Annotated in this window: 18 protein-coding genes; 2 read left to right on the forward strand and 16 right to left on the reverse strand. The window is 61.5% G+C overall.

Features of this window, described 5'->3' with window-relative positions:
• Positions 1 to 30: 30 nt before the first annotated feature.
• Positions 31 to 789 carry a DUF1223 domain-containing protein gene (locus AB9K35_RS12000; protein ID WP_369926349.1) on the reverse strand — a complete coding sequence of 253 codons (759 nt, stop codon included), beginning with the start codon at positions 787 to 789 and terminating at the stop codon, positions 31 to 33.
• A gap of 180 nt (positions 790 to 969) precedes the next feature.
• Between AB9K35_RS12000 and acnA the strand changes: the two genes are divergently transcribed.
• Positions 970 to 3744, forward strand: coding sequence for an aconitate hydratase AcnA (acnA, locus tag AB9K35_RS12005; protein WP_369926351.1), 2775 nt, complete (start codon positions 970 to 972; stop codon positions 3742 to 3744).
• Between the two features lie 180 nt (positions 3745 to 3924).
• On the opposite strand, the gene AB9K35_RS12010 is transcribed toward acnA, so the two are convergent.
• The 10 genes from AB9K35_RS12010 to yajC form a co-directional block, all read right to left on the reverse strand.
• Positions 3925 to 4695, reverse strand: a complete 771-nt coding sequence (locus AB9K35_RS12010) for a substrate-binding periplasmic protein (RefSeq protein WP_369926353.1) — start codon at positions 4693 to 4695, stop codon at positions 3925 to 3927.
• A gap of 308 nt (positions 4696 to 5003) precedes the next feature.
• Positions 5004 to 5543: a DsbE family thiol:disulfide interchange protein gene (locus AB9K35_RS12015; protein WP_369926355.1), complete on the reverse strand. Its 540-nt coding sequence runs from the start codon at positions 5541 to 5543 to the stop codon at positions 5004 to 5006.
• Positions 5536 to 5691 carry a heme exporter protein CcmD gene (gene ccmD / locus AB9K35_RS12020; protein ID WP_369926471.1) on the reverse strand — a complete coding sequence of 52 codons (156 nt, stop codon included), beginning with the start codon at positions 5689 to 5691 and terminating at the stop codon, positions 5536 to 5538. The genes AB9K35_RS12015 and ccmD overlap by 8 nt, the downstream gene beginning before the upstream one ends.
• On the reverse strand, positions 5691 to 6422 hold the full coding sequence (locus AB9K35_RS12025; protein WP_369926357.1) for a heme ABC transporter permease: 732 nt from the start codon (positions 6420 to 6422) through the stop codon (positions 5691 to 5693). Before AB9K35_RS12025 ends, ccmD begins: the two co-directional genes overlap by 1 nt.
• A gap of 56 nt (positions 6423 to 6478) precedes the next feature.
• Entirely contained in the window at positions 6479 to 7135 is a 657-nt protein-coding gene (gene ccmB / locus AB9K35_RS12030) for a heme exporter protein CcmB (RefSeq protein WP_369926359.1), read from the reverse strand.
• On the reverse strand, positions 7132 to 7746 hold the full coding sequence (gene ccmA, locus AB9K35_RS12035) for a heme ABC exporter ATP-binding protein CcmA (protein WP_369926361.1): 615 nt from the start codon (positions 7744 to 7746) through the stop codon (positions 7132 to 7134). Before ccmA ends, ccmB begins: the two co-directional genes overlap by 4 nt.
• Before the next feature lie 84 nt (positions 7747 to 7830).
• Positions 7831 to 8184, reverse strand: coding sequence for an Mth938-like domain-containing protein (locus AB9K35_RS12040; RefSeq protein ID WP_369926473.1), 354 nt, complete (start codon positions 8182 to 8184; stop codon positions 7831 to 7833).
• Between the two features lie 133 nt (positions 8185 to 8317).
• A complete protein-coding gene (secF, locus tag AB9K35_RS12045) occupies positions 8318 to 9286 on the reverse strand; it encodes a protein translocase subunit SecF (RefSeq protein WP_369926363.1) in 969 nt (322 codons plus the stop codon).
• Between the two features lies 1 nt (position 9287).
• The gene (gene secD / locus AB9K35_RS12050; RefSeq protein ID WP_369926365.1) at positions 9288 to 10949 is read right to left on the reverse strand and encodes a protein translocase subunit SecD; all 1662 of its coding nucleotides are present in this window, start codon (positions 10947 to 10949) and stop codon (positions 9288 to 9290) included.
• A 34-nt stretch (positions 10950 to 10983) separates the two neighbouring features.
• Entirely contained in the window at positions 10984 to 11268 is a 285-nt protein-coding gene (gene yajC / locus AB9K35_RS12055) for a preprotein translocase subunit YajC (RefSeq protein WP_222453656.1), read from the reverse strand.
• Between the two features lie 208 nt (positions 11269 to 11476).
• Here yajC and serS point away from each other — a divergent pair, with 208 nt between their 5' ends.
• Positions 11477 to 12769 (forward strand): serine--tRNA ligase, encoded by a 1293-nt coding sequence (gene serS / locus AB9K35_RS12060; RefSeq protein ID WP_369926368.1) that lies wholly within the window; start codon positions 11477 to 11479, stop codon positions 12767 to 12769.
• A gap of 82 nt (positions 12770 to 12851) precedes the next feature.
• On the opposite strand, the gene AB9K35_RS12065 is transcribed toward serS, so the two are convergent.
• The 5 genes from AB9K35_RS12065 to AB9K35_RS12085 form a co-directional block, all read right to left on the reverse strand.
• A complete protein-coding gene (locus tag AB9K35_RS12065) occupies positions 12852 to 13439 on the reverse strand; it encodes a helix-hairpin-helix domain-containing protein (protein ID WP_369926370.1) in 588 nt (195 codons plus the stop codon).
• 66 nt (positions 13440 to 13505) lie between these two features.
• Positions 13506 to 14459, reverse strand: coding sequence for a fatty acid desaturase (locus tag AB9K35_RS12070; RefSeq protein ID WP_369926372.1), 954 nt, complete (start codon positions 14457 to 14459; stop codon positions 13506 to 13508).
• A gap of 257 nt (positions 14460 to 14716) precedes the next feature.
• Positions 14717 to 16180 carry a ribosome biogenesis GTPase Der gene (gene der, locus AB9K35_RS12075; RefSeq protein WP_369926374.1) on the reverse strand — a complete coding sequence of 488 codons (1464 nt, stop codon included), beginning with the start codon at positions 16178 to 16180 and terminating at the stop codon, positions 14717 to 14719.
• Between the two features lie 63 nt (positions 16181 to 16243).
• Positions 16244 to 17566: a PQQ-binding-like beta-propeller repeat protein gene (locus AB9K35_RS12080; RefSeq protein WP_369926376.1), complete on the reverse strand. Its 1323-nt coding sequence runs from the start codon at positions 17564 to 17566 to the stop codon at positions 16244 to 16246.
• A gap of 94 nt (positions 17567 to 17660) precedes the next feature.
• Positions 17661 to 18332, reverse strand: coding sequence for a hypothetical protein (locus AB9K35_RS12085; protein WP_369926378.1), 672 nt, complete (start codon positions 18330 to 18332; stop codon positions 17661 to 17663).
• Between the last annotated feature and the right edge of the window lie 196 nt (positions 18333 to 18528).

Here is an 18528-nt window from a genome sequence, read left to right on the forward strand (position 1 = left end):
CGGCGAAGCCTTTCGTCTTCACTGGTATCTTTACTCAACACGCGCAGCGGCCAGAATTCTGCCATAGCCGACTTCCTGTACCAGGACAGCAGCAGGAGCCGGCCCCGTCAGCGTGTGGGACAAGGTCAGTTCATCCTTCCCGTCCCACTCCGCCGCGACATGCCAGTCCTCCACCACATTTGCATAGGTAAAGTTGCGCCCGGCCAGCTCGCCCCGTGTAATGTTGACGCTGCGCTCTGGCTGGAAGCGGACAATCTGAACCAGCATTTTCCGCGAGTCCAACGCAACCTTGGGGTTCAGGTGGATCGACAGCCGATCCCCGTCCCGATCTGCCGTCAGTTCAACAGGTCTAGCCTGCGCTTGATGCTCGCCGATTGCCGCCGCAATCTCCATGGCATCCGATCCGGCGACGGCTTGCTGCCCCATGATGATCATCTGCGGCGTATAGATCATCCGCCGCCCTCCGGCGTGGGCATAGCCTTTTTGCCGCCGCGTGTGCTCGGGGCGGGCGAACTTGTCCTTCCAGCCAATATAATCCCAATAGTCCACGTGCAGCGCCAGTGCCAGCACATCGTCCTGCGCCGCCAGGCGGTGCAGCAGCGCGTCAGCAGGTGGGCAGGAAGAACAGCCTTGCGACGTGTAAAGCTCTACCACAACCGGGCTGGCACTGGACTGACCGAAGGCGGGAAACACCAGCCCACACAAGGCAAAGATCGACGCCAAAACTCTCATCAAATGCTCAATTCCTTCACTGGCGCCCCTCATTAGGAACACCAGATGTACTGCCATACCGGTCCTTTGGCCAATCAATCATTTTTGAGCCGGCAAAGCACCCACAAGTCACAAAAATCGCAACGAATTGCCGTCCGCGGCAGTTGAACCCTCACAGTCCTATTGAAAGCCCGCCCCGCCTTTGGCAGAAATTCGGGCAGCGATATCCCTCATCAAACTCTCGAAGGGAGGCCACAAATGCCTATCACCGTCGGACAAGACACTGCAAAGGCGCGTAAAACGCTAACGGTCAACGGAAAATCTCTTTCCTTCTATTCCATTCCCGCCGCTTCCGAAGCCGGACTCGGCGACTTCTCCAAGCTGCCCGCCGCGCTGCGGGTGGTGCTGGAAAACATGCTTCGCTTCGAAGATGGCGGTTTTTCGGTCTCCACGGACGACATCCGGGCCTTCGGCACCTGGGCAGAGCAAGGCGGCCGCAACCCGCGTGAGATCGCCTACCGCCCTGCCCGCGTGCTGATGCAGGACTTTACCGGCGTCCCCGCGGTTGTTGACCTCGCCGCGATGCGCGACGGCATCGTCGGGCTGAAAGGCTCCGCTGCCAAGATCAACCCGCTGGTGCCGGTGGATCTGGTCATCGACCACTCGGTGATGATCGACGAGTTCGGTAACCCCCGCGCGTTCCAGATGAACGTCGACCGCGAGTACGAGCGCAACATGGAGCGCTACCAGTTCCTGAAATGGGGACAAACCGCGTTCGACAACTTCCGCGTGGTGCCACCCGGCACCGGTATCTGCCATCAGGTGAACCTGGAGTACCTGGCCCAGACCGTCTGGACCGACGTGGACCAGAACGGCGACGAGGTTGCCTATCCTGATACGCTGGTGGGCACTGACAGCCACACCACGATGGTGAACGGCGCCGCGGTGCTGGGCTGGGGCGTTGGTGGCATCGAGGCCGAAGCGGCCATGCTGGGCCAGCCGATTTCCATGCTCATCCCCGAAGTCATCGGGTTCGAACTGACGGGTGAAATGGTCGAAGGCACCACCGGCACCGACTTGGTTCTGAAGGTTGTGGAAATGCTGCGCGCCAAGGGCGTGGTTGGCAAATTCGTCGAATTCTTCGGTGACGGGCTGGACCGGCTTCCCCTGGCGGACCGCGCCACTATTGCCAACATGGCCCCGGAATACGGTGCCACCTGTGGCTTCTTCCCGATCGACAATGAGACCCTGCGCTACCTGCGCAACACCGGCCGTGACGAGGACCGCATTGCCCTGGTCGAGGCCTACGCACGGGAAAACGGCCTGTGGCGCGACGCGGATTATGCGCCGATCTACACCGACACGTTGACGCTCGACATGGGCACGATCGTCCCCGCGATCTCCGGGCCGAAACGCCCGCAGGATTATATCGCGCTGGACAAGGCTGCATCGACTTTCCACAAGTATGTCGAAGGGTTGCGCAGCGCCAAGGATGCCTCGGATAACGCGGAAGGACGCTGGGAGGCCGAAGGCGGTCAGCCGGAACCGCAGGAGATCCCCGGCAACGAAGGCCACCACAAGCTGGGCTATGTGACCTCGGAAAATGGCAACTATCAACTGCATGATGGCTCGATCGTGATCGCCTCGATCACCTCCTGTACCAATACCTCGAACCCATACGTGATGATTGGTGCCGGTCTGGTGGCCAAAAAGGCGCATGAACTCGGCCTTACCCGCAAACCCTGGGTCAAGACCTCGCTCGCGCCCGGCTCGCAGGTGGTGTCCGAATACCTCGAAGCGGCGGGATTGCAGGAACATCTGGATGCCATCGGCTTCAACCTTGTCGGTTATGGCTGCACGACCTGCATCGGCAACTCCGGCCCGCTGGCCGAGGAGATCTCGAAATGCATCAACGACCATGACCTGATCGGCGTCTCTGTGCTTTCGGGCAACCGCAACTTCGAGGGCCGGATCAGCCCGGATGTGCGGGCGAACTACCTGGCGTCGCCGCCGCTGGTTGTGGCCTACGCCCTGGTCGGTGACATGAACGTCGACATCACCACGGCGCCGCTCGGCAAGGACAAGAACGGCAATGACGTCTACCTGAAGGACATCTGGCCGAGCCAGAAAGAGATCGCCGACCTCGTTGAGAAGACCGTGACCCGCGAAGCCTTCCAGTCGAAATACGCGGATGTCTTCAAGGGCGACGAGAAATGGCAGTCGGTGTCGGTCACCGATGCCGAGACCTATGACTGGCCGGCGCACTCGACCTACATCCAGAACCCGCCCTACTTCCAGGGGATGGGGCCGGAGCCGGGCAGCATCTCCAACATCGAAGGCGCAAAAGTTCTGCTGATGCTCGGCGACATGGTCACCACCGACCACATCTCGCCCGCAGGGTCCTTTGCCAGCACAAGCCCCGCAGGCGAATACCTGTTGGAACGTCAGGTCCAGCCCAGGGAGTTCAACTCCTATGGTTCGCGTCGCGGCAACCACGAGATCATGATGCGCGGCACCTTCGCCAATATCCGCATCAAGAACGAGATGCTGGATGGCGTCGAAGGCGGCTATACCAAGGGGCCGGACGGGCAGCAGACCTCGGTCTACGAGGCCGCGATGGCGCACCAGACCAATGGCACCCCGTTGGTGGTGTTCGGCGGCGAGCAGTATGGCGCCGGCTCGTCGCGTGACTGGGCGGCTAAGGGCACAGCACTTCTGGGTGTGAAGGCCGTGATTGCCGAGAGCTTTGAACGGATCCACCGCTCCAACCTTGTTGGCATGGGGGTTATTCCCTTCGAGTTCACCGGGGGTGACACTCGCAAGACATTGGGCCTGACCGGGGATGAGACCGTGTCCATCCGCGGCCTCGACACCATTGAGCCGCAGCAAGAGGTCCCCTGCGATATCACCTACGCAGATGGCACGACCAAGACCATCACGCTGAAATGTCGGATCGATACCGCTCCCGAGAAGGAGTACATCGAACATGGCGGCGTGCTGCACTACGTGTTGCGCAAGTTGGCCAAGTCCTGACGCCAGACCCATATTCGCGCTGGGCAGGCCCCGGCGCGAATTGCTCGGGGCGACCTGTCCACGGCCAAAGCGGTTGGCAACACGGCACGCCGCCTATCAAGACGCGATGTCGGATAGCCCACCTGCATTCGAGGCTGGGTTCTGAAAGCCGACGATCGATGCGCGTTTCCAGACCGCCTGTCAGCGAGTGGAACGCAACATGTCGTCGATTGTCCCGTCGCGCTTCAATTCGCCAAGAGCCCGGTTGAAATCCTCGAGGTACGCCTCTGCGCCGGTCAGACGGGAAAGACCGAAATGCGCCGGCTTGCTGGTGATATCGGGGTCGACTGGACGCAAGCTGTCCTGCCAGCCATTCTGGCGCACGGTGTGATGCCCAACCAACCGGTCTGACACGGCAAGATCGACCCTGCCGAACTTCAGCATCTGCATCAGGCTCTCGATGTCCTTGACCCAGACGATCGATTTGTCACTGCCAAGCCCGGCAATCAGTTCGTGCGAGACAAAGGCTCCGGTCAACACCCCCAACCGCAGCCCCGCGACACTTTCCACGCGTCCGTCCCATTCGAACCCATCAGGAAAGCGCTCGGTGCTGAACCAGAAGTTGTAACTCTCCTCGAAGGTCGCATCGGTAAACGCCAGAAAGCGCTCCCGGTCCGCACTTTTGAATAGCGGCAGAATGCCATCGACATTTCCCGCTTCGGCCTGAACCTGGCAGCGCTTCCAGGGCAACATCTGGACCTCCGCACTGACACCCTCGATCTTCGAGACGACAGCCTGCAGCAGGTCCACTTTCAGCCCCCCGGTGATCTTCCCGCCGGAGGCATAAGTGTAGGGTGGGTAAGGATCAAAGCAAAACGTCAGCATGGTCTCGGCCGATGCCATGCAGGACATCAGACCAAGCGCAGACGTTGCAGTGCTCACCAGACAGCTCAGGCGTTTCAACAGGCTCACGGATCCCTCCCCTTAATCGTCCACACGACGGGACAAGATCGCACCGTCTCTGGCCGCCCGACAGCACTGTACTGTGCCCGGTCAGAAAAGGTGGCGCTTTCTGAAGCTCAGGTTTGCAGGCACGGGCATATCAATCAACCCTCACGCGCAACGATTGACTCTTTTTTCTGCTGCCCGCCCTTTTACAGCCTCACGAGCATAGGACAGAAACCAAGCTCGCAATGACAGCCCACCTGTCTGAGAGGGCGAGCTAGGCGGGATTTTCAAAGCGTTTCGCACCTGGCCAGAAACAACTGCGCTGACAGGCCTCAGTTACCCGCGGCCCGTTCCATCGCCGGGCGCAGAGTTTTATCGATGACCTGCTGGGTGATCGGGCCTGCCCAACGCAAAACAATCGTCCCGTTGCCATCAATGACATAGGTTTCCGGAACCCCGTAAAGGCCCCAATCGATTGCCATACGCCCCTTTTCGTCCCGCCCGATAGCCGTGTAAGGATCGCCCAGTTCTTCAAGGAAAGCCGTGGCGTTGGCCAATTGGTCCTTGTAGTTGACGCCGTATATCGGGGTGCCGTCGGCCGACAGCGCCTCCAATTTCGGATGCTCGGCCCGACACGGGGCGCACCAGCTTGCCCAGTAGTTCACCAGCTTGACGGTGCCATCCCGCAAGGTCTCGTCGCTGAACAGCTCTTTGCCGGGAAACTCCTCCAGAACCACTGGCGGCGCGGGCTGGCCTTCACGCGCAGAAGGCAGGCTGTCAGGATCCTCGCGGAACATCCCGACAAGGGCGAGGCCGACAAACCCTGCAAATACCACGCCGGGAACCGCCATCAACGGAGAGATTTTAGCCATTTCGCTTTATCCGGGATTCAAGATTTTCCATCTCACGACGCACCTTACGACCACGCCAAAGCGTCAAAAGCACCAGCGCAACAAGCAGGACCAGTGACGCCGCATAGGCCGACAGAACCGCGTCTGCATATTTTCCAAGATCGGGCATCATGCCTCCAGCCTTTCACGCGCGATCAAAGCCTTGATCCGGCGCGCCCGGATTTCTGTTCCGGTGCGGTAGAACACGAGGGCGATGAACAACAGGACAAACCCGGCCATGCAAACGTAGAGCGGGTTGGAGAAGACGTCCGCGACATTTTCTTCCTTGTCGAGCGACAACGATGCCCCCTGATGCAGCCCCTGGTTCCAGAAGTTCACCGCATAACGGCTCAACACCGCAAAGACCGACCCCACCAGGCACAGGATCGATGTCAGATCCGCCGCGGTGTCGGGGTTATCAATCGCTTCCCACAGGGCGATGTAGCCAAGGTAGAACAGGAACAGCACCAAAAAGGATGTCAGCCTGGGATCCCATGCCCACCATGTCCCCCACATGGGCTGGCCCCAGATCGCACCGGTCACCAGGGCGATCACTGTCATCACAACACCCACGGGCGCCGCGGCGCGAGCGGCCAGCGCGCTCACGTGGTGGCGGCGGATCACCCAGACCAACGAGGTCACCAACATCATGAACCACGCGTTGATCGCCATCAGTGCGGAAGGCACGTGCAGGAAAATGATCTTGACGGTTGAGCCCTGCCGGTAGTCGTCCGGCGTGAAGAAAAACCCCCAGACCAGACCAACGCTGATCAGCACTGCGGAACTGATCCACAGCGTCGGCATCACCCGCTCGGTGGTGGCCAGGAACTTTTTCGGATTGGCGTATTCCCAGATCGACATGTTGGCTATTTAGCTCTTGTTCTCGGGTTTCACAATTGCTGCACGGGGCAGATTTCCTAGCGCAAATTGACGCGCAGCACCGCAGCACTGGCAAAGGGCAGCAAGGCAATCGACGCTGCAGAAATCCCGGCCAGCAGCAACAGCGGCGTCTGCACCGCAAGCCCCTCAGCCCCGCGTCGCGCGACCTCTGCACCGAAAATCAACGTCGGCACATAAAGAGGCATGACAAGCAGCGACAACAGCAGCCCGCCCCGTTTCAACCCCACGGTCAATGCTGCCCCGAAGGTGCCGATGACGCTCAGCGCGGGCGTGCCCAGAAGCAGCGAAACCAGCAGCCATAGAAACCCCTGCACCGGCAGGTTTAACAGGACACCAAGTACGGGTGCGACCAAGACCAACGGCAATCCGGTGGTGATCCAATGGGCAAGCGCCTTGATCGTAACGGTCCCTTCCAGTGGAAGCGGCGCTGTGGCCAACAGGTCTAGGGATCCGTCTTCCCAGTCCAGCGCCAGCAGGCGATCCAGCGAAAGCAGGCAGGCCAGCAGCGCGCCCAACCACAGAACACCCGGTGCGATGCGGGCCAGAAGCTCGGATTGCGGGCCAACGGAAAACGGCACCATCACAGTGACAATCAGGAAGAATGCCAGCCCCAGCCCAAAGCCGCCGCCTGCCCGCAAAGCCAGTTTCAGATCCCGGAACAACAAGGCTATCACAGGAACCCTCCATCGAAGTCGTCCAGCGCAGGCGGTTTGGCCTTGTAGAGGCCAGCGTCCAGCACCTCGGCCTCCAGTCCCAGATCGATGTGGGTGGCAATCAGCGCCGATCCCCCCTGCCCCAGATGCGCCCGAACCGCATTGGCGAACATCGCGACGGCGGCGGTGTCGAGACTCACCGTGGGTTCATCCATGATCCAGACCGGGCGCCCCGTGACCAGCATCCGGCTCAGCCCCAGCCGCCGCTTCTGCCCGGCGGACAAGGCCCCGGCTGCCCGATCCCTGAGGGCTTGCAGATCAAAGGCGTCCAGGGCTGCATCTATGCCGTTCTGCCCAAAGACACTTGCCCAGAAGGTCAGGTTCTCGGCCACCGTCAGTGTCGGCTTCAAGCCGTCCGAATGCGCAGCATAGGCGACCTGCTCCTCAGCGCCCTCGACGCGCCCCGCCAGCGGCGGCTGAAGTCCTGCGAGGGTGCGCAACAAGGTCGTCTTCCCGATGCCATTGGGGCCACGCAGGATCAGCGCCGAACCGGGGCGCAAGTTAAAACTCACGCCCTCCAGCACCGGAAGACCACCGCGCGCCACGCTGAGATCCGTTACCGTCAATGTCATGGGGCCCGCCTGTCCAACCGTTCGCGCGAATCCATAGACCAAATGCGCCTGTGCGCCTTGCGGCAGGTCAATTGCAGCACGACTTCAGACCGGCAGCGCCGCCAGCGCTATGCGCCGGCCTTCGGACAGGAGTACATTGTAGGTGCGGCATGCAGCCGGTGAATTCATGCTTTCAACGCCCAACCCGGCGTCCTCCAACGATTGGCGCAGCGCCGCCGGAATATGCGCCACCTCTCCGCCCGTCCCGATGAAGAGAACATCGATGTCTCCCACCAACGCCAGCAACGGATCGGTGTCCTCAAACCCGCCCCAGGACATCGTGCCAGCAGCCGAGGTCAAAACGCCGCCTTGATGCACCTTCCCGCCAATGCGGAAAAAACCGGCGCCATAGCCGTCCACCGGCTGTGCATCACTATAGCTCACTTCGTTCAGACGCATCGCTTGGGCTCCGCTGTTGGTGTTGCCTTGTGGCTCGATATCATGCGCGCCCACTGCGGGGAATAGGCTGGGCGAAAACGAAAAGGGCCGCAGGTTTCCCCGCAGCCCCATCCGGTCAGTCATCCCGCGAAGGTCAGGCGTCGATATTGGCAAACTGGTTTCCGGCCGTGTTGCTGGGTTTGGACCAATCGCGCTTGACCCCCAACTTCAGCAGAATGGCAGAGGCCACGAAGACCGAGGAATAGGTCCCGACCAGGACACCCCAGATCATCGCAAAGACAAAGCCGCGGATCACGTCGCCGCCCAGCACATAGAGCGAGATCAGCGCCAGCAGCGTGGTGACAGAGGTCATCACCGTCCGGCTGAGTGTTTCGTTGATCGAGATGTTCAGAACCTCGGCCAGATCCTTCTTTTTGTAGCGGCGCAGGTTCTCGCGGACGCGGTCGAACACCACCACGGTATCGTTCAGCGAGTAGCCGACAATGGTCAGAAGGGCGGCGATGATCGCCAGATCGAACTTGATCTGCAGCTCGGAAAACACACCGATCGTCAGCACCACGTCATGCACCAGGGCCGCCACCGCACCGAGGGCAAACTGCCACTCAAACCGCAGCCAGATGTAGATCAGAACCGCACCGATCGCCAGCGCCACCGCGATGACAGCAGTCTGGATCAGCTCGCCCGAGACCTTGGGACCAACCGATTCGACCGAAACGAACTTGATGCCGGGAGCAACGATCTCCAGCGTCGCTTTCAGCGCCTCGATCATTTCGCCCGAGATTGCCTCACCGTCGTCCTGGGCCTGGATGCGGATCATCGCCACATGCTGGTTATCCTCGAACGTAGGGTCGAAAACCTCGGTGATGCTCACATCGCCCAACTCGTGCACATCCAGCGCATCGCGGTAGGCGCCCACGTCCACCGATTCGGCGGCTTCCGTGCGGATCGTGGTGCCGCCGCGGAAATCGATGCCAAAATTCAGCCCCTGCAAGAAGAAGGAGACCAACGCCACCACCATCATCAGCGCGGAAATGCCCAGCCACAGCTTGGAGCGTTGGAAGAAATCGAACGAGGTCTTCTCGGGAACAAGTTTCAGCCGCATCTTACACCTCAATCGTTTTCGGACGGCGCCGTTCAAACCACATCACGATGATCAGCCGGGTGACAAAGATCGCCGTGAAGACCGATGTCAGGATGCCGAGGCCAAGCGTGATCGCGAAACCGCGCACCGGACCAGAGCCCATGGCAAAGAGGATCACGGCCGTGATGAACGTGGTGATGTTGGCGTCCAGAATGGCGCTCAGCGCCTTGGAGTAGCCTTCGTCGATGGCACGGGCCGGGCCACGACCTGCCTTCAGTTCTTCGCGGATCCGTTCAAAGATCAGCACGTTGGCGTCGACCGCCATGCCGACCGTCAGAACGATCCCTGCAATACCCGGCAGCGTCAGCGTGCCACCGATGAGGCTGAGCATGCCGAAGATCAGCGCGATGTTCAGAACCAGCGCCACGTTGGCAAACAGGCCGAACAGACCATAGCTGAGGCCCATGAACACCAGCACCGCGACAAAGGCCACGATGGTGGCGATCTTGCCGGCGTCGATGCTGTCCTGCCCCAGTTCGGGACCGATGGTGCGCTCTTCGAGGAACTCCAGCTCCGCCGGCAGCGCACCTGCGCGCAGCAGCACGGCCAGGTTGGTGCTTTCCTCGATGGTGAAATTGCCGGTGATGATGCCGGAGCCGCCCGGAATATGCGACTGGATCACCGGGGCCGAGACCACCTCGTCATCCAGCACGATCGCAAAGGGCGAGCCGATGTTTTCCGCGGTGTAATCCCCGAACCGGCGCGCGCCGGACGTGTTGAAGCGGAAGTTCACCGCAGGCTGGCCGTTCTGATCAAACGACGGCTGCGCATCCACCAGGTCCTCGCCGGTCACAACGGCGGCGGCTTCGATGGTGTAATAGACGCCGGGTTCATCCAGCGAAGGGATCACCTTGTTGCCGATGCCGGGGGCGGCATCCGGGTCGCTGCCACGGCCCACAACCGGGTTAAAGGTCAGCTGCGCCGTGGTGCCGATAATCGCCTTCAGCTCCGAGGCCGAGCCGATACCGGGCACCTGGATCAGGATACGATCGGCGCCCTGTCGCTGGATGGTCGGCTCGCGGGTGCCCACCTCGTCGATACGACGGCGGACGATCTCCAGCGCCTGGCGCACGGTGCGATCGTCGGAGGCCAGCTTCTCGGCCTCGCTCAACTGCACCGTCAGGATATCGCCCTGGGCGGAAACCTCGATGTCATTGGCCCCGACGCCCGTCAGCGTGGTGATCGGATTGGCCAGACCGCGCACCACTTCCAGCGCACGGGCCATTCCTTCCGGTTTTGAAATCTTCAGGCGAATCTGATCCGCGGGACCAGGCTGGCGGCGGAACGTGCCGACCGTGGCGCGTTCCGGACGCAGCGCGTCGCGCACCTCCGGCCACAGCGCGTCCATCCGCGCCTCATACACGTCCTCGACCTTCACCTCGGCCAGCAGATGCGCACCACCGCGCAAATCCAGCCCCAGGTTCACCAACCCCGAGGGCAGGAACGACGGCCACTGGCTAATCGCTTCCAGACGCTCAGGCGTTTCACCCTTGGCGATGATTTCGGCCGCCGCGTCGTTCGCCTGTTCGACGCGGGTATAGAATCCGTTTGGCAGGGCAAGTATCACACCGGCCGCACAGACCAGCCAGATAAGCACCCTCTTCCAGAGATCAATTTGCAGCATTGCCCTGCCTTTTCAGTATATTATTGGCCCGAGCTCAGGATACGGGATCCGTTTTGCTCAGCACTTGGGCAAGGGTCGACTTGATGACGCGGACTTTCACGCCGTCGGCAATCTCGACCTCGATCTCATTGTCTTCCTTGACCTTGGTGACCTTGCCGATCAGGCCGCCCTGGGTCACCACCTGGTCCCGCACACGAACCTGGTCGATCATCTTTTGATGCTCTTTCATCTTCTTCTGCTGCGGGCGGATCAGCAGGAAGTACATGATCGCGAAGATCAGGATAAGCGGGAGAAATTGGGCGACTGCGCCACCGTCCATGGGATATTCCTTCTGTCAAAGCGGCGCTGACGTTAGCGCCGGAAATTTGCAGCGGAACCTATGCGCTGGGACAAAGGGTTGCAAGGCTCGAGCAGCGCTTTCCGGGCGCCGTTGCACATAGACCTTACGCCCCCCTTCCCCTTTGTTCACCCTTGCGTCATAGGATGGGGCCAGTGATTCAATTGTTTCCAAGCCAGGAGAGACTCTCATGCATGACATCCGCGCAATCCGCGAAAACCCTGCCGCCTTTGACGCTGCACTGGCGCGGCGCGGGGATGCGGGCGTGTCAGCCGAGATCCTGGCCCTCGACGAAGCCCGGCGCGCCAAGATTCTCGCCGCGGAAACCGCCCAGGCGGAACAGAAGAAAGCCTCCAAGGAAGTTGGCGCAGCCAAGGGCCGCGGTGACGAGGCCGAGTTTGAACGCCTGCGCGCGCTCGTGGCCGAGAAAAAGGCGGAAGTCGCGGCGATGAATGCCGAGGCAAAGGAGCTGGACGCTCAGCTTACCGACAAGCTCGCCCGGATTCCGAACCTGCCCGCAGACGACGTGCCGGAAGGTGCCGACGAGGATGACAACGTCGAGGTCAACCGTTGGGGTGAACCCAAGGCGCTGGGGTTTGAGCCGAAAGAGCATTTTGAAATCCCCGGTGTGGCCGTCGGCATGGATTTCGAGACCGCCGCCAAGACCAGCGGTTCGCGGTTCGTGTTCCTGCGCGGTGCAGTGGCCCGCATCCACCGGGCGCTCGCGCAGTTCATGCTCGATGTCCATGTCGACGAAAACGGCCTCTCCGAAACCCAGACCCCGGTGCTGGTGCGTGACGAGGCAATGTACGGCACCGACAAGCTCCCTAAATTCGGGGACGACAGCTATCAGACCACCAACGGTTGGTGGCTGGTGCCCACATCCGAGGTGACGCTGACCTACTCGGTTGCTGGCGAGGTGCTGAACGAGGCCGACCTGCCGATCCGCCTGACCGCCCACACCCAGTGTTTCCGGTCCGAAGCCGGCAGCGCAGGCAAGGATACCTCGGGCATGCTGCGCCAGCACCAGTTCGAGAAGGTCGAAATGGTGTCGATCACCCACCCGGACGAGTCCGATGCCGAGCAGAAGCGGATGCTGCGCTGTGCCGAAGATCTGCTGGAGCGGCTTGGGATCCCCTACCGCACCGTGATTCTCTGCACCGGTGACATGGGCTTTGGCGCCCGCCGCACCTTTGATATCGAAGCCTGGCTGCCGGGTCAGAACACCTACCGCGAGATCTCCTCGGTGTCCACCACGGGCGATTTCCAGGCACGCCGCATGAACGCGCGGTTCAAACCCGCCGACGGCGGCAAGCCGCAGTTCCTGCACACTCTGAACGGTTCGGGTCTGGCGGTCGGACGCTGCCTGATCGCGGTTCTGGAGAATGGCCAGCAGGCAGACGGTTCGGTTCAATTGCCGGAAGTGCTTGCGCCCTATCTCGGCGGAAAGCGCACCCTGACCGCCGAGGGCAAACTGGCCTGATCCGGCCAGCTGCACACAACCAGCCCAACAACGAAACGGCGCCCGGTGGCGCCGTTTTGCTTTGCGTCAATGCCCTGCGCGGTCAGGACTTGGACTTCTTCTTTTTCTTTCGCGAAGACTTCTCCTGCTCCACCGGCTTTATTCCTTCCAGGATAGCCTTCGCCTTGGCCTTTTCCTTCTCGATGGCCTTCTTGGCCTTGGCCTTCACCTTCTTGGCCTTCAACTTGGCCTTGATCTTGGCTTCGGCGAATTCCTCGGCCAAATTCGCGGCCTTGCGCTTGGCCTTGGCGGCTTTGGCTTTCGCCTTGGCAGCCTTTGTCTCGGCAGCGACCCGCGCCGCTTCGGCCCGGGCGAGGCGAGCCTTCATTTCGACACGCGCTTTCGCATCCTGAACCGCCTTCTCAGCGGCTTCGATCCGATTGGCAGGTTTGCCGTTCACCGCGCCCTGCTCTGTGGGCGCATCCGCCGGGGCGGCTTCCGGTTTGGCCTCTTTTACGGCTGCTTTCGCCGTTGCCCGCAGGTTTTTTGCCCGGTTTGCTCCGATGGCAGGAATTTCGCGCAATCGCGTTTCTTCCAGCGCCAAAAGGTCCTCTGCCGTCCGGATGCCGTTGGCCGCCAAGACCTTTGCCAGTGCCGGGCCAACGCCGCGCAATTTTTGAACTGGTATCATGCCTGTCCTTTTCCCTGTTGTTGGAGGCCAAGGCCCCGGTTATCGGTCACGTTGGTCAAATGACCGTCAGCTCGGAAACGGAACCAGCGCTTGCTTGTCCTCATCCCAAAGCTTCAGCGTCAATGCGCGCAGTGCCTCGAGAAATCCGATCCGCCGCAGGCCCAGTTCAGCAGGGAGGCTGTAGTGACACTCGCGCAATCGGTATGAAGGAATCCGCGCGTTGTAATGGTGGATATCATGCAGCGTGATATTCGCCACCGCCAGGTCAAACAGCCAACCGAAATCCAGGCAGGACGAACCTTGAAGGGCCGCAACCTGCGGGTTCAGATCCGGACGGCGATCCCAGTAGGTGTCCTCGAAATTATGCTGCAAGTAGACGAGGAAAACCCCGATCATGCCGCCAAGGAAAGAAAACACCAGCCACACCCAGACGCCGGTCATCCCCGCAACTGCATACAGCAGCGTCAGCATTCCGATGATTGCCAGATTGTGCAGGATCACCCCCCATACGCCGAACTCAAGCGTATTCTTGGGCCAGCGATAGCGGATGAAATAGGTGAAGGCCGCCCCCAGCGGCACCAAGATAAACGGGTTACGGTAAAGCCGGTATTGCAGCCGCTTCCAGAACCCCGCCTGCTGCCACTCGCGGAGTGTCATCGTGTAGATTTCACCGGTTTCGCGATGCTCTAGATTGCCGACATTGGCATGATGCAGGTTGTGGTTCTGCTTCATCACCTCAAAAGGCGCAAAGGTGAAAGGTGACAACACATGCCCCGCCAGCTCATTCTGGGCGCGGGTTTCGAACAGTGAATGATGTCCGGTATCGTGCTGCAACACATAGAGGCGGACGGCGGAAAAAGCGAAGACAACACCGGCCGGCAGAAGAATGTACCAACGGTCCACATGGACGATGGCAAGCCACAACGCTCCGAAGTAAACCGCAAATGTTCCGAAATAGCTGAGCGCGGCCAAGCGGTTGTCCTTGTCGCAATAGGCGCGGGTATGTGTCCTCAGATCCATAAGACACCTCATAAATGCAGAATATGACGGCCTGCTGAAACCGGCCGCGAAAATGACTCTGCAGTAGAGGTAAGTCTCGCTGACACATCTGCAAGACGCAAGCCTCGCGAGGACGTGCGCGGAATAGCCAGAAAAAAGGCGCCACCGTGAGTTCAGGTGACGCCAGCCCCGCGCAGCGTATCCTGCCCGGAGTGCCCAATTTCGAGAGGCAGATAACCCGAGGGCCAACCCCTAGCGCGGGCGAAGCCGCAGCCGCGTCAGCTGCCGCGCTTGTTCAGGTGTTTGGCCAGCGCCCCTGCATTCTTCTGGCGTTTGCCCTTGTAGGGGTTCTTGTCCCCCTGGCCGCGCATGTACAGGCGGATCGGCGTTCCCGGCATGTCAAAATCTTCGCGCAAGCCGTTGATCAGATAGCGATTGTAGCTATCCGGCAGCTTGTCGGGATGCGAGCACATGACAACGAACCCCGGCGGGCGGCTCTTGACCTGGGTCATGTAGCGCAGTTTGATCCGCTTGCCCTGAGGCGCCGGCGGCGGGTGCTGTTCGAGCATGCCAACCAGCCAACGGTTGAGCGCCGCGGTGGGCACCCGACGGTTCCAGGTGGTATAGGCACGCATGATCGCGTCATGCAGCCGATCCAGCCCCTTGCCGGTCTTGGCCGAAACCGTGACCAGCGGCGCGCCCCGCAGCTGCGGCAGCAGACGGCCAAAGGCCTCCTTCAGGTCGCGCAGCTTTTCCTGCTTGTGCTCCTCGGCGTCCCATTTGTTGACCGCCACAACGACCGCACGGCCTTCCCGCTCGGCCAGATCCGCGATGCGCAGATCCTGCTGTTCGAACGGGATGCTGGCATCCAAGAGAACCACCACGACCTCGGCGAATTTCACCGCGCGCAAACCATCGGAGACAGACAGCTTTTCCAGCTTCTCCTGCACCTTGGCCTTCTTGCGCATGCCGGCCGTGTCGAACACCCGCATCGGCACGTCGTTCCAGTTGATCCGAAGCGAAATCGCGTCGCGGGTAATTCCGGCCTCGGGACCGGTCAGCAGCCGATCTTCGCCCAGGATCTTGTTGATCAGCGTCGATTTACCGGCATTGGGGCGCCCGACCACCGCCACCTGAAGCGGCTTGGCATCGGTGGGAACAGGAATGCTTTCCTCTTCATCCTCGCCGATTTCGTCGTCCACGGCCACATCGGTCGCCGGGGCATGGCGTTCCGCCTCGGCCTCGAATTTTTCCGCCAGCGGCTGCAAAACACCGTAGAGGTCCGGCATGCCCTCGCCATGTTCGCCCGACAGGCGCAGCGGTTCGCCCAGGCCCAGACCATAGGCTTCCAGAACGCCGGCTTCGGCGGCATTGCCCTCGGCCTTGTTGGCCGCCAGGATCACATGGGCAGACTTGCGGCGCAGAATATCGGCAAAGATTTCATCCGTTGGCGTCACACCGGTCCGGGCGTCGATCATGAACAGGCAGATATCGGCCATGTCCACCGCACGCTCAGTCAGTCGGCGCATGCGTCCCTGCAGCGAATTGTCGGTGGCATCTTCCAGACCCGCGGTGTCAATCACAGTAAAGCGCAGATCCCCCAACCGCGCCGCGCCTTCACGCAAATCGCGGGTGACGCCCGGCTGGTCGTCGACCAGGGCCAGCTTCTTGCCGACAAGACGGTTGAACAGGGTGGATTTGCCCACGTTGGGACGGCCCACGATGGCGAGGGTAAAGGACATCAGACCAGCTTTCTTCGACTCAAGTTGTGCCCCATAGCGCATCCGCGCGGCAAGTGCCAGCGCTCAGCGATAGGCCAGCAGCTCTCCTTTGGAGGAAACCACGTAAAGCGTGCGATCCGCAACCACCGGCGCGGTTGTCGCGCCGCCCGGAACCTCGATGGTACGCGTCAGGCTGCCATCCTGCGGATTGAAGAAGCGCAGCACCCCATCGTTGGACGCAACGACAATCTGGCCACCCGCAACAACCGGCCCGTGGTGCACATAAATGCGTCCCCGTTTGCCTGGCTTGTCTTTCACGTAGCCCGGCAGATCCACCGCCCAGATGACCTCACCCGTACGGGCATCCAGCCGCAGCAGCTGGTTCAGATCGCTGACCTGGAACAGGCTGTCTCCCGCGGGCCAGGCGGTCCCGCTGGCGCCTTCCCTCGCGGTCCACAACCGATCGCCGGTGTCCAGATCGATCGCCACCGTGCGGCCTGAGTTGTTGCCGACATAAAGGCGCTTTCCGGAAATCACCGGCGCCCCGGTGACATCGGTGATCCGCGACAAGGTCCGCCCAGTGCGCTGGCCAGCAACCGAGGCGGTCCAGCGCCGCAGGCCACCGCGGCGGAAGGTGGCAATCAGGTCGCCAGAGCCAAAGGCAAAAATAGCCAGATCACGTGATACCACCGGCGCCGGTGCGCCGAGAATATTGGACGGCGACGGGGCCGCCTCGACCTGCCAGGCAATCCGGCCATCCTTGGTGTTAACCGCCCAGCCGGTGTCATCGCCGGCCACCAGGTATACCAAGCCTCCGCTGACCCGCGGCTGGCCGGAGCCGGTCGCCTCCAGCTCCTGCCGCCATATCTGGGCCCCGGTTGCGGCATCAAGTGCAGTCAGCACGCCAAAGCCGGAAGACACATAAAGCACGCCATCGTCATAGGCGAGCCCGCCACCGGTGGCTTGGCCGTCGTCATCCGCCGCAGGCACCAGCTTGGCCTGCCACAACAGATGCCCCTGCGGCGACACCGCAGAAACCTGAGCCCCGCTGTCCAGCGTGTAGATGCGACCGCCTCCGACAACCGGCGTTGCGGTGATACGCTGGCGGCGGCTGTCACCGGCGCCAATTCCCACCGACCACACCCTCTGTGGGGCCACCGACAATGCTGGATGCGCGGTCCGGCTCGCCTCGGCACCATGGCCCTGCGGCCAGCTCGTGTTGACCGTCTGCTGCGGCAGCGAAATGGCGCGCGACTGGTTCACGACCTCCACCGCGTATTCCGGGCGAATGTCCTCGCGCTCGCCGCGCAGGATGACTTCCTCTTCGGCGCAAGCGACCAGAAGCCCGGCCAGGGCCGTACCACACAAAAGCGCCCGTGCGCCGGAGAAAGTCGAGAATGTTTTCATGGCCGTGCCCTGTCTGCCCCTGTGCCGTGGTGCCGGTCTTCGTCCCGGTCTCTCTGGTCTGTCGTCGTAGCGTCCGTGGCTGCGTCTGCGTGACTTACCCTTCCGGGGTATCGGTGGCCTCGATCGAACCACCAAGCGCCACAATCACCTGCGTTGCACGTTCTTTCAAGTCCGCACTCGCACCGGCGTCTTGCGAAATTGACCGCAGCCGATCAATTGCCGCCTGGGTGTTGCCGTCTTCAACATCCAGAAGCGCCAGCTGCTCGGACGCGAGCAGCGCCAGAGGTGCACCGGGCTGCGCCAAGGCTTCATATTGCAGTCGGCGCTCATCGATGCTCAGGCTGTCGGCCTGCAATGTCAGCGCCTTGAAGCTCGCAATATGGCGATAGATCAACGGCACTTCGGCATCGGTGGCAACGGCTTCCAGCTCATCCTTGGCCACAGTGGTGTCGCCGGCCTTGGCCCGCGCACCGGCTTCCAGCATGGCCACGATGGCGCGCCCGCGGGCGGTCTCAGCCTCGATAGATGCCAGCGCCTCGGCCTGCGCCGTATCCTCTTCCAGCTCCAGCGCCGCGGTGATCTGGTCTCCCAGAGCCTGGGCTGCAGCGAGTTCCTGCGCCTTGCTGTATTCGCGATAGGCCGCGCCGCCAACGATCAGTGCGACCGCGACACCGCCAATCCAGCCATACCGCTTCAGTGCGTGGAAAAACCGGTCGCGGCGGACCTCTTCGGTCACCTCGTCGATAAAGCTGTCGGTGTCGCTCATTAAAAGCCCCTGGTCTGCGCGGCCCGACGGTCGAAGAAGGGCCAGCATTGAATGCGTTCGTGCCCCTCTTACCCTGCCTTCCAAACCAAGCCAAGTGGCCCGTTTGCATCAGAAACCCCGGAAAACCGACAGGAAAAGGCAGAAATATGAACTGAACCACTTAGTTTAGAATGGACATCTCCTATATCTGGCCTAT

It is taken from the genome of Leisingera sp. XS_AS12 (genome assembly GCF_041224635.1).
Classification (GTDB): domain Bacteria; phylum Pseudomonadota; class Alphaproteobacteria; order Rhodobacterales; family Rhodobacteraceae; genus Leisingera.